Origin of the sequence: Kineococcus esterisolvens (assembly GCF_050871405.1) — a bacterium.
GTDB lineage: Bacteria > Actinomycetota > Actinomycetes > Actinomycetales > Kineococcaceae > Kineococcus.
The window spans coordinates 1-12,981 of sequence record NZ_JBJLRI010000096.1 but is presented as its reverse complement, the minus strand read 5'-3'; the positions used below and the strand labels follow the sequence as shown (position 1 = coordinate 12,981).

12 protein-coding genes are annotated in these 12,981 nt (G+C 75.9%); 6 read left to right on the top strand and 6 right to left on the bottom strand.

The features are described 5' to 3' along the window. Positions 1-179: 179 nt before the first annotated feature. The 4 genes from ACRYR8_RS19525 to ACRYR8_RS19510 all read right to left on the bottom strand — a co-directional run bounded on the left by ACRYR8_RS19525 (position 180) and on the right by ACRYR8_RS19510 (position 4,110). Positions 180-1,217 (bottom strand): zinc-binding dehydrogenase, encoded by a 1,038-nt coding sequence (locus ACRYR8_RS19525; protein WP_432485960.1) that lies wholly within the window; start codon positions 1,215-1,217, stop codon positions 180-182. Between the two features lies 1 nt (position 1,218). After that, positions 1,219-2,634: an adenylosuccinate lyase gene (gene purB, locus ACRYR8_RS19520; protein ID WP_432485959.1), complete on the bottom strand. Its 1,416-nt coding sequence runs from the start codon at positions 2,632-2,634 to the stop codon at positions 1,219-1,221. Positions 2,635-2,740: 106 nt separating this feature from the next. After that, positions 2,741-3,328: a molybdenum cofactor biosysynthesis protein gene (locus ACRYR8_RS19515; RefSeq protein WP_432485958.1), complete on the bottom strand. Its 588-nt coding sequence runs from the start codon at positions 3,326-3,328 to the stop codon at positions 2,741-2,743. After that, the gene (locus tag ACRYR8_RS19510) at positions 3,325-4,110 is read right to left on the bottom strand and encodes a fructosamine kinase family protein (protein ID WP_432485957.1); all 786 of its coding nucleotides are present in this window, start codon (positions 4,108-4,110) and stop codon (positions 3,325-3,327) included. The genes ACRYR8_RS19515 and ACRYR8_RS19510 overlap by 4 nt, the downstream gene beginning before the upstream one ends. A gap of 161 nt (positions 4,111-4,271) precedes the next feature. On the opposite strand from ACRYR8_RS19510, the gene ACRYR8_RS19505 reads away from it, so the two are divergent. Together ACRYR8_RS19505 and ACRYR8_RS19500 are read left to right on the top strand one after the other, a co-directional pair. Beyond that, positions 4,272-4,565: a hypothetical protein gene (locus ACRYR8_RS19505; protein WP_432485956.1), complete on the top strand. Its 294-nt coding sequence runs from the start codon at positions 4,272-4,274 to the stop codon at positions 4,563-4,565. Then, complete coding sequence (locus tag ACRYR8_RS19500; protein WP_432485955.1) at positions 4,562-6,166, top strand: alpha/beta hydrolase family protein; 1,605 nt, start codon at positions 4,562-4,564, stop codon at positions 6,164-6,166. Before ACRYR8_RS19505 ends, ACRYR8_RS19500 begins: the two co-directional genes overlap by 4 nt. Before the next feature lie 10 nt (positions 6,167-6,176). Here the strand turns inward: ACRYR8_RS19500 and ACRYR8_RS19495 are convergent, their stop codons facing one another. Further along, positions 6,177-6,710: a flavin reductase family protein gene (locus ACRYR8_RS19495; RefSeq protein WP_432485954.1), complete on the bottom strand. Its 534-nt coding sequence runs from the start codon at positions 6,708-6,710 to the stop codon at positions 6,177-6,179. A gap of 218 nt (positions 6,711-6,928) precedes the next feature. Here ACRYR8_RS19495 and hisC point away from each other — a divergent pair, with 218 nt between their 5' ends. From hisC to ACRYR8_RS19475, 4 genes are all read left to right on the top strand, one after another. After that, positions 6,929-7,975 carry a histidinol-phosphate transaminase gene (gene hisC / locus ACRYR8_RS19490; RefSeq protein WP_432485962.1) on the top strand — a complete coding sequence of 349 codons (1,047 nt, stop codon included), beginning with the start codon at positions 6,929-6,931 and terminating at the stop codon, positions 7,973-7,975. A gap of 198 nt (positions 7,976-8,173) precedes the next feature. Further along, positions 8,174-9,280 carry a pyruvate dehydrogenase (acetyl-transferring) E1 component subunit alpha gene (gene pdhA / locus ACRYR8_RS19485; RefSeq protein WP_432485961.1) on the top strand — a complete coding sequence of 369 codons (1,107 nt, stop codon included), beginning with the start codon at positions 8,174-8,176 and terminating at the stop codon, positions 9,278-9,280. Further along, a complete protein-coding gene (locus ACRYR8_RS19480) occupies positions 9,280-10,263 on the top strand; it encodes an alpha-ketoacid dehydrogenase subunit beta (protein WP_432485953.1) in 984 nt (327 codons plus the stop codon). The genes pdhA and ACRYR8_RS19480 overlap by 1 nt, the downstream gene beginning before the upstream one ends. A 73-nt stretch (positions 10,264-10,336) precedes the next feature. Continuing rightward, positions 10,337-11,713 (top strand): dihydrolipoamide acetyltransferase family protein, encoded by a 1,377-nt coding sequence (locus ACRYR8_RS19475; protein WP_432485952.1) that lies wholly within the window; start codon positions 10,337-10,339, stop codon positions 11,711-11,713. 105 nt (positions 11,714-11,818) lie between these two features. Here ACRYR8_RS19475 and ACRYR8_RS19470 read toward each other — a convergent pair whose 3' ends face one another. Continuing rightward, entirely contained in the window at positions 11,819-12,760 is a 942-nt protein-coding gene (locus tag ACRYR8_RS19470; protein WP_432485951.1) for an SDR family oxidoreductase, read from the bottom strand. Positions 12,761-12,981: the final 221 nt, after the last annotated feature.

Sequence of the window (12,981 nt, the reverse complement as noted above, 5' to 3'; positions counted from 1 at the left end):
CCCCCCCCCCCCCACCCCCCGGGTGGGCAGCCCGCCCCCGACGCGCCGCGGGGGGGGGGGGGGCCCCCCCCCCCCCCCCCCCTCTTCGTGCGTTCAGCACTCTTCGTGCGTTGATGCGGGCTCTGCCGGCCTTGATGCCTTCAGCCACAACGGGGCGGTGCCTGCGGGGCGGCCCGTGGTCAGGGGCGCAGCACGGTGATGCCAGCGGCCCTCGGATGCTCCAGCTCGGCGAGCGCCTGAGAACCCGCCTCCAGGGGCAGCTCCCGGCTCACCAGGTGCTCCAGCGGGAAGGCACCGGACGTCACCAGGGACATCAGGCGCGGGTAGTCGTGAGCCGCCATGCCGTGACTGCCCAACACCTGCAGCTCGAGCGCGATGACGCGGTCCATCGGTACCGAGGGCCGGCCTGCCGCAGCGGGCAGCAGGCCCACCTGCACGTGCCGGCCCCGCCGGCGCAGGCAGCGCAGCGACGCCTCACACGTCACCGGGGAACCCACCGCGTCGATCGACACGTGGGCCCCTCCCTCGGTGAGGTCCTCGATCGCTGCCACGACCCCGCCGTCGGCGGGATCCACGACGTGCACGGCACCGAAGGACGCCGCCAGCGCACGGGCTGCGGGGGAGAGGTCCGTCGCGACGACCCGCGCCCCCGCGGCAGCCGCGACCGCGACGGCGGACAGCCCCACGCCCCCGCAGCCGTGCACGGCGACGAACTCACCCGGGCGAACCCGCCCCACGTCCGACACTGCCCGGAACGCGGTCGCCACCCGGCAGCCGAGCGCGGCAGCCACCGTGGACGGCAGGTCGTCACCCAGGCGGACGAGGTTCACCTCGGCGTGGTCCAGGGCGACCAGTTCGGCGAAGGAGCCCCAGCCGGTGAAGCCCGGCTGTGTCTGCGCGCGGCACACCTGTTGCTGGCCGGCAGCGCACTCCGGGCAGGTGCCGCAGGCCGTCACGAACGGGGTGGTGGTGACCCTGTCCCCGGGGTGCCAGCCGCGCACGTCGGCGCCGACCGCCACGACGGTTCCCGCCAGTTCGTGACCGGGTACGTGCGGCAGCACGACGTCGTCGTCGTGGCCCTGCCAGGCGTGCCAATCGCTGCGGCACACGCCCGTCGCCTCCACCGCGACGACCACGCCGTGCGGGGCCGGCGCGGGGTCGGCGACGTCCGTCAGGCGCAGCGGTGCACCGAACTCCTCGACGAGGAGGGCGCGCACCTCAGGTGGAGGGCTGGTCGAGCACGTCCACCAGCGCGGAGGCGTCCCCGGTGTAGTCCCCGGGCGTCAGCAGCGACAGGCGCGCGGCCTCCCCTTCGGGCAAGCCGAGGCCGGCGACGAACTCGCGCAGTTTGGACTGGTCGACCTTGCGGCCACGGGTCAGCTCCTTGAGGCGCTCGTAGGGCTCGGGCAGCCCGTGCACGCGCATCACCGACTGCACCGCCTCGCCGAGCACCTCCCACGTGGCGTCGAGGTCCGCAGCCAGCGCGGCGGGCACCGCGTCCAGGCCGGCCAGGCCCTTGCGCGCGTTCTCGATGGCCAGCAGGGAGTGGCCGAACGCGACACCGATGTTGCGCTGCATGGAGGAGTCGGTGAGGTCGCGCTGCAGGCGGGAGGTCGTCAGCGTCTCCTCCAGCACGCGGAACAGCCCGCCGGAGACCTCCAGGTTCGCCTCGGCGTTCTCGAAGCGGATCGGGTTCACCTTGTGCGGCATCGTCGAGGACCCCACGGTGCCCTGGCCTCGGACCTGCGCGAAGTAGCCGTAGGAGATGTACGTCCACACGTCGGTGCAGAGGTTGTGCAGCACCCGGCCGAACCGGGACACGTCCGCGTACAGCTCCGCCTGCCAGTCGTGCGACTCGATCTGAGTGGTCAGCGGGTTCCACGTCAGGCCGAGGGACTCCACGAACGCCCTCGACACGGCCGGCCAGTCGGTGCCGGGAACCGCCGTGCGGTGCGCGGCGTAGGTGCCGGTGGCGCCGTTGAACTTCCCGAGGAACTCCGCACGCCCCACGCGAGTGAGCTGACGGCGCAGCCGGTGCGCCAGGACCGCGAGCTCCTTGCCCAGCGTCGTGGGTGTCGCCGGCTGGCCGTGGGTGCGGCTGAGCATCGGCAGGTCGCGCAGCTCGTGCGCCATGCGCGCCACGTCGTCGCTGAGGCCGGTGGCCGCCGGCAACCAGACCTGCTGCACGGCGTCCCGCACCATGAGGGCGTAGGAGAGGTTGTTGATGTCCTCGCTGGTGCAGAACAGGTGCACCAGCTCGGCCACATCGGCCAGCGACGTGCCCTCCAGGCGCCGCTTGATCCAGTACTCCACGGCCTTGACGTCGTGGACGGTGACGCGCTCGATCTCGGCGAGCTCGTCCACGGCTGCGGCGTCGAAGCGCAGCGGCAGCGCGCGGAGCAAGCCGACCTCCTCGCCGGTGAGGCGGCGCACCCCCGGGACGACGTCGTGGGTGCCGAGGTGGATCAGCCACTCGACCTCGACGTGGACGCGGCGGCGGTTCAGCGCCGCCTCCGAGAGGTGCTCGGTCAGCGGCGCCACGGAGCGGCGGTAGCGGCCGTCGAGGGGGCCGAGGGCCGGTTCTCCGAGGCTGGCGGGTGCGAGGTCCACGGGAGCTGCGGTCACGGGTCCCATGGTCCCACGACCGCGGCCGCCGTCCGTGCTGCCGGCGGAACGCTCCTCCAGCACCTCCCCGGCCCGGGAGGTCGTCGCCGGGGCCGAGCGTCGGACGGGGCGCAGCTCAGGGCAGGGGCGTGCGGCGCAGCACCGCGTCGCCGGCGCGCGCCCGGTCCAGCCGCACGGGCGAGCGCAGCACGCCGGTGCCCCGGGCGATGCGCCCGTCGGAGACGGGGGTGCAGCGCAGCCCGCCGCGCCCGCGCATCGCGCGGTGGGCGCCGTCGGCGACGACGCGGTCCATCCACGCGCACGGGTTCGCCGGGCGCCCGCCGCGGAACCGGACCGCGCCGGCCCCGGTGACCAGCTCGAACTCGTGGCCGCGCAGCGGGTCGAGCTCGACGCCGCGCACGACGAGGTTGCGCCGCGCCAGCAGCGGGTCCGGCACGGCGGGCAGCGCCAGGTCGGCGGCGACCGCCTCCCACGCCTCGACCGCGAGGAACGTCACGGCGGCGTCCATGTGGGCGGCCTTGCCGAAGAACCGGTCGCCGTGGATCCCCTTGCCCGATGCGACCTCCACCTCGTCGAGGTCACGGGTGGGCACGTCCGCGGCCCTGTCGCGGGGTCGGCCGAAGTAGGCGTGCTCGGGGGAGACGAGCAGGTGCAGGACCTCGACGGGGTGCTCGAGCAGGTGCTCGCCCACCTGTCCGTTCACAGGGCCAGCGCCCGCTCGGCGGCCCGCACCGCCCGGGCGCCGTACCCTCCGCCGAAGAGGGCGGCGTGCACGAGCAGCGGGTGCAGCTGGTGCAGCGGCACCCGCTCGCGCCGGCCGTCCGTGGTGCCGGCCGCTTCCACGTAGGCGTCGAGCGCCCGGTCCAGGTGCGGCAGGCCGAACAGCTCCAGCATCGCCAGGTCCGTCTCGGGGTGCCCGCCGTGCGCGGCGCAGTCGATGAGCACCGCACCGGACGGCGACCACAGCACGTTGCCGGACCACAGGTCGCCGTGCAGTCGCGCAGGCCGGTCGGCGCCCGCGACGAGGGCCTCGTCACCGTCGGCCAGCCGTGCGCACACCCGCTCGACGACCGCCGCTCCGGCGGCGTCCACGGCGCCGCGCTCGCGCGCGGCGCGCAGGTACGGTTCCAGGCGCCGCTGCGCGTAGAAGGTGCCCCACGGCTCGGGGTCGTGCGTCATCGGCAGGGGCAGCGAGGCGATCCACGCGTCCCCGACCACTCCCGGCGGCGGGGCGCCGAAGCGGTCGGCGCCGGCGGCGTGCGTGGTGGCCAGGTCCCGCCCGAAGTCCTCCGCCGCCGCGGCGGTGGCGGGCACCTCCTGGACGCGCTCCAGCACGAGGGCGTCCTCGCGCACCTCCCGCACCGCGCACACCGCTGCACCGCCCGCCTCGGCGAGCCAGGCGAGCCCGGCGGCTTCGGCCGCCAGTGCACCCGGTGGTGAGGCGGCCCGTTTCACGAACTCCTTCACGTCCGGCACGCCTCCCATGCTCGCCGGAGGTTCCACAGGCGGCACACCGGGGCCGCTGTCCACACCCCTGCCGCGCGGTCGAGGGCCGTGGGCCGGCTCGACCTAGCGTCCCGGTGACGAGGACGGCGGGGACGAGGACCGGAGACGGCCGGGCGCCGGCCGGGAGAGGAGGCACGGGCGTGGGACCGGAACCGGGTGAGGCGCGGCTGGGGGCGCTGGCGCGCGAGGTCGCCCGCCTCGGCGCCGACGCGCAGGACGTGCGCGCCCGCCTCGCCGGGCTGCACGGCATCGACTGGGAGGGGGTCGGGGCCGCCGCCTTCCGCTCGCGACTGGCGGAGGTCACCAGAGGCGTGGGTGCCTTCGCGACCGGGTGCGAGGAAGCCGCCGGTCGCGTGGCGGCGCACCGCAGCGCCGTCGCGGCCGTCGGCGCGGCGACGGGTGCGGGGATCGGGCCGGCGGGTGGTGCCGGGTGAGCGACGCGCTCACCGTCGGCGCCGGGTCCGTCGTCGTCGACCCCGACGCGCTCGACGCCGCCGCGGGGGTGCTGGCGCAGGCGGCGGCCGACGTCGCCGCGTGCGGGGCGGGGGCGGCCGCCGTCGCCCTCGATCCCGCGCTGCTGCTCAGCGTGCCGCTGGCCCCGGCCACCGGTGTGCCTGCGGAGCGGGCGCTGGGGGAGCTGCTGCTCGGGCCGGCGGCAGCCACTCCGCTGGCCGCCCGGGTGCTGCTGCTCGCCGGCCTGCTGCGCACCGCCTCGCTGCGCTACCGGGTGGGGGAGGACGCCGCGGCCGCGGCCGTGCAGGTCGCGCGGCGCGCCGCCGCGGAAGCGGTGGTGCAGGCCGCCCCTGCGCTGGCCGCCGGCGCCGCCGGGTTGCTGGCCGCCGACGTCGCGCTGCGCACCGCGCAGGCCGGCGACCTGGTGCTCCTGCGGGCCGTGGAGCAGGTCGTCACCACCGGTGAACTGGACCTGCAGGAGCTGGGGGCGGTCGCCGCCCAGGAGTACGGCGCGGTGGACGACCGCGTCCTGGGTGACGCCCGCCGGGCGGGGCTGCTGATCGCGCGGCACCCGTGGCTCGTGCAGGAGGCCGTCGCCACCACCCCCGCTGTGGTGCGCGCCGCGGCGGGACGCTCCCCGCTCGCGGCGGCGGGGATCACCGTGCTCGCCCCGCAGCTGCTCCGGCCGGACGCGGGCGCGGCCGAGGTCGCCGGTGCGCTCACCGCGGTGGGCGCCCTGAGCCCGTTGTTCCGGGAGACCTCGGTGCGGGTCTCCCCGGCGGCGCGGCGAGCCGTGCCCACCCGGCCGCCCCGGGGCGTCGCCGAGGTGCTCGACGGGGTGGCCCACCAGTCCACGGGTTTCGCGCCCGACGGCCCCGCGGGCTCGGTCGGGGACCGCATGCCGGTCGCCGGTCGCCCGGAGCCGGGCGTCGTGCGGCTCGAGCGCGTCACGCAGGCCGGCGGGTCCGTGGCGTGGATCGTCCAGGTCCCCGGCACGCAGGACTGGACGCCGTTGCCGTCACCGGGCGCCACCCCCATGGACCTGACGACGAACCTGCGGGTCGTGGCGGGCGAGCCGACCGCCACGACAGCGGCCGTCGCCGAGGCGATGCGCCGGGCCGGTGTGGGGGCGGGGGAGCCGGTGATGCTGGCCGGGCACAGCCAGGGCGGCCTGACGGTGACGGCGCTGGCCGCCGACGCGGGTTTCCGCGAGCGCTACCGCGTCACCCACGTGGTCACCGCCGGCTCGCCGGTGGACGGCTTCGCGGTGCCCGGGCACGTGCGGGTGCTCTCCCTGGAGCACACCGGCGACCTCGTGCCGGCGCTGGACGGGACCGCTGCGCGGCCGTCGGCGTCGCGCACGGTGGTCCGCCGCGACGTCGGGGACGACCCGGACTTCGCCGACGCGGTGGCCGGTGACCCGCTGACGGCCCACGGGTGGCGCAGCTACCTGGACACCGCCGCCCTCGTGGACGCCAGCACCGACGAGGCGCTGGTGGGCTACCGGGACTCGGCGGCGGCCTTCTTCGACGCGCCCGGTGCTCGCGTGGAGGTCTTCGACTACCGCGCGGAGCGGGTGTGAGGGTCGGCGGTCAGGTGCCCGTGCGGGGGGTGAGGGCGCGGAAGGAGGAGCTGTGCCACACCAGCGGCTCGGTGTCGGGGACGGTGCCGGTGGCGTGCACCTGCAGCAGCACCACGTCGTGGTCGCCGGCGGGGACCTCCGAGTGGATGCTGCACTCCATCCACACGGGGGCGCCGTGCACGAGGTGCGCGCCGCTCGCCGTGGTCGTGGTGGCGATGCCGGCGAAGCGGTCGGCGGCCCTCGAGGCCAGCTGGCGGGCGGCGCTGTCGTGCGCCTCACCGAGCACGGAGACCCCCAGGCGAGGTGCGGTGCGCAGCTTCGGCCAGCTGGTGGAGGTGTGCTGCACCGCGAACAGCACCAGCGGTGGGTCCAGGGAGATGCCGACCTGGAAGGAGGAGGCGACCAGGACGACCGGCTCGCCGTCCACGACCGCTGACAGCGCGGCCACGCCCGAGGGGAACAGGGCGAAGGTGGAGCGCAGCGCCGAGGGGTCGTCCTCGGGGGAGACCATCGTCGGGGTCCGCTCGGTGCTCGCATCGTGCATGGGTGAACCGTCCAGCTGCTCGTGGGTGACCGGGGACCGCTCGCGGCGCCGCTCCCCGATCGCACCTGGAGCGCAGCCGCCAGGCGACCGTACCCGCGGGTGGGCGTCGGCGCGCCCGCGCTGCCGGCGAGCGACCCGGTACCCCGTGCGAGGGTCCCTAAGCTGGCCGGGTGCCGACCCCCAGCGCTGCCGAACTCCTCCCGCGCCTGCGGGCGAACATGGCGAAGGTGCCCGCCTACGTGGCCGGGCGGCCGCCCGTGACGCGCGAGGGCGTGGAGGTGTTCAAGCTCTCCTCCAACGAGAACCCTTACCCGCCGCTGCCGAGCGTCCTGGCGGCCATCACCCGGGCGGCCTCGCAGGTGAACCGCTACCCGGACCCCGCGGCGGGGGCGATGCTCGCGGCGGTGGGGCGCCGGTGGGCCTTGTCCCCGGAGCACCTGGCGGCGGCCACCGGCAGCGTGCGCCTGCTGGCGCAGCTGGTGGAGGCCACCTGCGACCCCGGCGACGAGGTCGTGTTCGCGTGGCGATCGTTCGAGGCGTACCCGATCACCGCCGCCATCGCCGACGCGACGGCCGTGCAGGTCCCGCTGACCGCGGAGGCCCGCCACGACCTGCCGGCGATGCTCGCGGCGATCACTGCACGCACCCGGATGGTGGTGCTGTGCTCGCCGAACAACCCCACCGGCCCGGTGATCCGTTCCGGGGAGCTGGAGGGGTTCCTGGCGCAGGTGCCCGGGGACGTGCTGGTCGTGCTCGACGAGGCGTACCGGGAGTTCGCCGACGACCCGGAGGTTCCCGACGGCGTGGACGTGCTGCGCGCGCACCCGAACGTGGTGGTGCTGCGCACCTTCTCCAAGGCGTACGGGCTGGCGGGGTTGCGCGTGGGCGTGGCGGCCGCGCACCCGCAGGTCGCCTCGGCCCTCCGGCGGGCGGCCACGCCGTTCGGGGTGAGCGGCATCGCGCAGGCGGCGGTGGTGGCGTCCCTGCAGGAGGCGGCCGAGGCGGAGCTGATGGGGCGGGTGGCTGCCCTGGTGGCCGAACGGCGCCGCGTCGCCGACGGGCTGCGCGAGCAGGGCTGGGCGGTGCCGGACGCGCAGGGCAACTTCGTGTGGCTGCCGGTGGGGGAGCGCACGCCCGTGCTCGTCGACGCTTTCGGCGCGCAGGGCCTGTCGGTGCGCGGGTACGGCACCGACGGGGTGCGCGTCACGATCGGCGAGGTGGCGGCGAACTCCCGCCTGCTGGACGTGGCGGCCCGGCTGGTCTGACCGGACCCGCCGCCGCGCTCTCGAGCGCCCCCGTCCGGCGCAACGCTCGCGCCCTCCACCTACCGTCCCGTAAGGTACGCCCCCGTAAGGTACGGAACCGTAGGTTGAGCTGCGGCGTCCGGCCGCGACGAGGACCGTCCGACGGAGGGGGAAGGCGTGAGCGAGGCGGCCGGCCCGGACCGGGCCCGCACCGAGGCGATGGTGCAGCTGCTGGACGCCACCGGTGCGCGGCGCGAGCACCCCGGCTACGACGTCCACCTCGAGCCGGTCGAGCTGCTCGGTCTGCTGCGCGACATGGTGCTGATGCGCCGGCTGGACACCGAGGCCGAGGCGCTGCAGCGCCAGGGGCAGCTGGGCCTGTGGGCGGGCAGCCGCGGGCAGGAGGCCGCGCAGGTGGGCGCCGCGCGCGCCCTGCGCCGCCAGGACCACGTCTTCCCCAGCTACCGCGACCACGGTTTCCTGCTGGCGCGCGAGGTGGACCCCCTGCACGTGCTGAGCCTGTTCCGCGGCGTCGACCACGGTGGCTGGGACCCGGTCGAGCACGGCGTGCACCCCTACACGCTGGTCATCGCCGCGCAGATGCTGCCGGCCGTCGGCTACGCGATGGGCGTGCAGCGCGACGGGGCCGTCGGCAGCGGCGACCCCGCCCGCGACACCGCCGTCGTCGCCTGCTTCGGCGACGGCGCCACCTCCCAGGGCGAGGCCGCCGAGGCGCTGAACTGGGCGGCCGTCTACAACGCCCCCGTCATCTTCCTGTGCCAGAACAACCAGTGGGCGATCTCCGAGCCCGTCCAGCGGCAGTCGACGGTGCCGCTGCACCGGCGCGCCGAGGGCGCCGGGATGCCCGGCGTCCTCGTCGACGGCAACGACGTGCTGGCCGTGCTGGCCGTGGTGCGCGCGGCCGCCGAGCGCGCCCGCAGCGGCGGCGGCCCCACGTTCGTGGAGGCGTACACGTACCGGATGGGTGCCCACACCACCGCCGACGACCCCGGCCGCTACCGCGATGCCGCCGAGGTCGACGCCTGGCGCGAGCGCGACCCGATCGACCGGTTCCGCGCGCACCTGCGCGCCGAGGGCGTCCTCGACGACGCCTTCGAGGAGGCGCTGGCGGCGGAGGCCGACGAGTTCGCCACCCGCCTGCGCGCGGGGGTGCGCGACATGCCCGACCCCGAGCCGGCGTCGATGTTCGAGCACGCCTACGCCGAGCCGCACCCGCAGGTCCTGACCGAGCGCGACGAGTTCCTCGCCGCCTGGGCCCGCCACGAGCAGGACGAGCAGCACGCCACCGCCGGGAGGGACCGCTGATGGAGCGCATGCCGATCGCCAAGGCGATCAACGCCGGACTGCGGGCCGCGATGGAGCGCGACCCGCGGGTGCTGCTGATGGGCGAGGACATCGGCCGCCTCGGCGGGGTGTTCCGCGTCACGGACGGCCTGCAGAAGGACTTCGGCGAGGACCGCGTCCTGGACACCCCGCTGGCGGAGGCCGGCATCGTGGGCACCGCGATCGGGATGGCGCTGCGCGGCTACCGGCCGGTGTGCGAGATCCAGTTCAACGGCTTCGTCTACCCCGCTTTCAGCCAGATCGTCACCCAGCTGGCGAAGCTGCGGGCGCGCTCGCGCGGCCGCCTGTCGGTGCCCGTGGTGATCCGCATCCCCGCCGGCGGCGGCATCGGCTCGGTGGAGCACCACTCGGAGAGCCCCGAGGTGCTGTTCGCGCACACCGCCGGCCTGCGCGTGGTGTACCCCTCCAACGCCCACGACGCGTACTGGACGGTGCAGCAAGCCATCGCCTCGGCCGACCCGGTGGTGTTCATGGAACCCGAACGCCGGTACTGGGAGAAGGGCGACGTCGACACCGGGCTCGCCCCCGGCCAGGTCGCACCGCTGCACCGGGCCCGCGTGCTGCGGACCGGCGCCGACGCCACCGTCGTGGCGTACGGGCCCACGGTGAAGCTGGCGCTGGACGCCGCCGCCGAGGCCGCGCAGGACGGGACGCAGCTGGAGGTCGTGGACCTGCGCTCGATCTCCCCGCTGGACGTGGACACGGTGGTGGAGTCGGTGCGCCGCACCGGCCGGCTCGTCGTGGTCCAGGAGGCGCCGGTGTTCCACGGCGCGGCGGCCGAGATCGCCGCGCAGATCACGGAGCGCTGCTTCTACTCCCTGGAGGCGCCCGTCAAGCGCGTCGGCGGGTACCACCTGCCGTACCCGGCGGCCCGCGTGGAGGAGCACTACCTGCCGTCGGTCGACCGCGTCCTGGACGCCGTGGAGCAGGCGCTCGCGGCCTGAGCGGCGCGGTGCCGCGCACCCCGCGGCCCCGGAGAACGCGACCCGAAGAACCCGAGAAACCCGAAGGGGACCTGTGCACCAGCGGTTCGCCCTGCCCGACGTGGGCGAGGGACTCACCGAGGCCGAGATCGTGTCGTGGAAGGTGCGGGCCGGCGACACCGTCGCGGTCAACGACGTCCTCGTGGAGATCGAGACGGCCAAGTCGCTCGTCGAGCTGCCCAGCCCCTACGCCGGCACGGTCGTGGGCCTGCTGGTCGCCGAGGGCGTGACCGTCGACGTCGGCACGGACATCGTCGTCATCGGTGACGGGCCCGCCGCGGGCAGCGGCGCGCCGGGGGACCGCTCGGCGACGGAACCGGCGATCGACCCGCAGCGGCGCCACGGGGAGGCGCCCGACGCGCAGGACGGCGCCGCGCAGGACGTCGAGGGCTCGGGGGCCACCCTGGTGGGGTACGGCACCCGCGAGGGCAGCGCGCGCCGACGCCGCGCCGCGGGCACCTCCCCCGCGGTCCCCGCACCCCCCGCCCCCGCGACCGCGCCCCCCGGGACCGGTCCCGGCGCACCCGCCGTCCCGGCGACCCGCGCGCACGTGCTGGCCAAGCCCCCCGTGCGCAAGCTGGCCCGCGACCTCGGCGTGGACCTGGCCGACGCGACCCCCACCGGCCCGGGCGGCACCGTCACCCGCGCAGACGTCCTGGCCCTGGTGCCCTCGGCGTCGGCCGAGCCGTCGCGGCGCGAGGACCGGCACGAGCGCGAGCGGCACGTGCCGATCCGCGGCGTGCGCAAGGCCACCGCCGCGGCGATGGTGGAGAGCGCGTTCTCCGCACCGCACGTCACGGTGTTCACCACCGTCGACGCGACCCGCACGATGAAGCTGGTCCAGCGCCTCAAGAGCGACCCGGAGTTCGCCGGGGTGCGCGTCTCCCCGCTGCTGCTGGTGGCCAAGGCCCTGCTGGTGGCGGTGCGCCGCAACCCCGACATCAACTCGACCTGGGACGAGGAGAACCAGGTGATCGTGGTGAAGAACTACGTGAACCTGGGCATCGCGGTGGCCACCCCCCGCGGGCTGCTGGTGCCGAACGTCAAGGACGCCGACGAGATGACCTTGAAGGAGCTCGCCGTCCACCTCGGTGAGCTGGCCGCCAGGGCGCGCGAGGGCAAGGCGCAGCCGGCCGACCTGGCCGAGGGCACCATCACCATCACGAACGTCGGCACGTTCGGCATCGACACCGGGACCCCGATCCTCAACCCGGGCGAGGCGGCGATCCTGGCGGTGGGGAGGATCGCCCAGAAGCCGTGGGTCCACAAGGGCAAGGTGAAGCCGCGCTACCTGGCCACCCTCAGCCTGTCGTTCGACCACCGGATGCTCGACGGGGAGAGCGGTTCGCGGGCCCTGGCCGACGTCGCTGCGGTGCTGGAGGACCCCGCTCGGGCGCTCACCTGGACCTGAGGGGGTCCCGCCGGCCCCCGCCGATCAGGTGGCCCCGTCGGAGGGCTGCGACGGTGAGGGGAGCGTGCGGGTGCCGTCCCGAGCCGGTGTGACCGGACGCGGAGGTCACCGGTACCCGGTGGTGTCCGCGGGGCGACCGGCCTGCACCACCTCCGCGACGTACCGCCACCCGTCGGGCCGGCTGCCGTCGACGTCGTCGATGCCGTACTCGCGTGCCAGGGAACCGGAGTCCAGGGTGCGCCCGGAGAACCTGGACCGCCGGGGGTCCGCGGCGAGGGCGGCCGCGCACCGGCCCGTGAACACCGGCGACTCCGAGATCGCGAAGTGGGGCTCCTGCTCGATCGCGTCGCGCCAGTTCTCCTCGGTGACGCCGAACGTCTCGAGCATCGCCTCCGAGCGCAACCAGCCGGGGGTGAGGGCGACGGCCGTGCAGCCGTGCGGGGCTGTCTCCGCGGCCAGCGCCTTCGCCAGCGGGTGCGCGGCGGCCTTGGCGAGGTGGAACGCCAGGGTGGTACCCGCCCGGTAGGAGGAGTTGTGCTCCTCGGTGCCGTCGGTCATCACCACCACGAGCCCTCCGGGTCGGCGCAGCACCAGCGGCAGCAGCACGTGAGCGGTGACGACGTGCGACTCGATCCCCAGCCGCAGCATGCGCAGGCTCGCTCCCAGGTCGTGCTCCCACACCGGTGCCCCCCACGTCATCAGGTGGTCGCCACCCCACACCCCGTCGACGAGGACGTCGAGGCGGCCGTGCTCGGCGTCCACCCGTGCCGCCAGCGCCCGCACCTGGCCAGGGTCGAGGTGGTCGCAACGCACCGGCACGCCGTGGCCGCCGGCGGCGTCGACCAGGTCGGCGGTCTCCTCGATCGTCTCGGGACGGCCCAGCTCGGAGCGGCCGGCGCTGCTGGAGCGCCCGCTCACCCACACCGTCGCACCGGCGCGGCCGAGCTCGACGGCGATGGCGCGGCTCGCGCCGCGGGTGCCGCCCGCCACGAGGGCGACACGGCCGGTCAGGTCGGAAGGGGTCCACGGGGTGCTCTGCTCGCTCATGCGACCACCCTCGCGCGGAACCTTGACAGCCGGCGTCAGGGTTTCGCGGCACGATGGGCCGGTGCGCTCCGAACGGCTCGTCGCCCTGCTGTTCCAGCTGCAGCGGGGGGGGGGGGGGGGGGGGGGGGGGGGGGGGGGGGGGGGGGGGGGGGGGGGGGGGGGGGGGCGGGCGGCGCGGGGGGGCGGGTGGGGGGGGGGGGGGGGGGGGGGGGGGGGGGGGG

Coding starts and splice junctions, on each gene's coding strand:
- hisC (WP_432485962.1), top strand. CDS start 6,929: ATGGCGAAGGTGCCCGCCTACGTGGCCGGGCGGCCGCCCGTGACGCGC.
- pdhA (WP_432485961.1), top strand. CDS start 8,174: ATGGTGCAGCTGCTGGACGCCACCGGTGCGCGGCGCGAGCACCCCGGC.
- ACRYR8_RS19510 (WP_432485957.1), bottom strand. CDS start 4,110: ATGGGAGGCGTGCCGGACGTGAAGGAGTTCGTGAAACGGGCCGCCTCA.
- ACRYR8_RS19495 (WP_432485954.1), bottom strand. CDS start 6,710: ATGCACGATGCGAGCACCGAGCGGACCCCGACGATGGTCTCCCCCGAG.
- purB (WP_432485959.1), bottom strand. CDS start 2,634: ATGGGACCCGTGACCGCAGCTCCCGTGGACCTCGCACCCGCCAGCCTC.
- ACRYR8_RS19480 (WP_432485953.1), top strand. CDS start 9,280: ATGGAGCGCATGCCGATCGCCAAGGCGATCAACGCCGGACTGCGGGCC.
- ACRYR8_RS19470 (WP_432485951.1), bottom strand. CDS start 12,760: ATGAGCGAGCAGAGCACCCCGTGGACCCCTTCCGACCTGACCGGCCGT.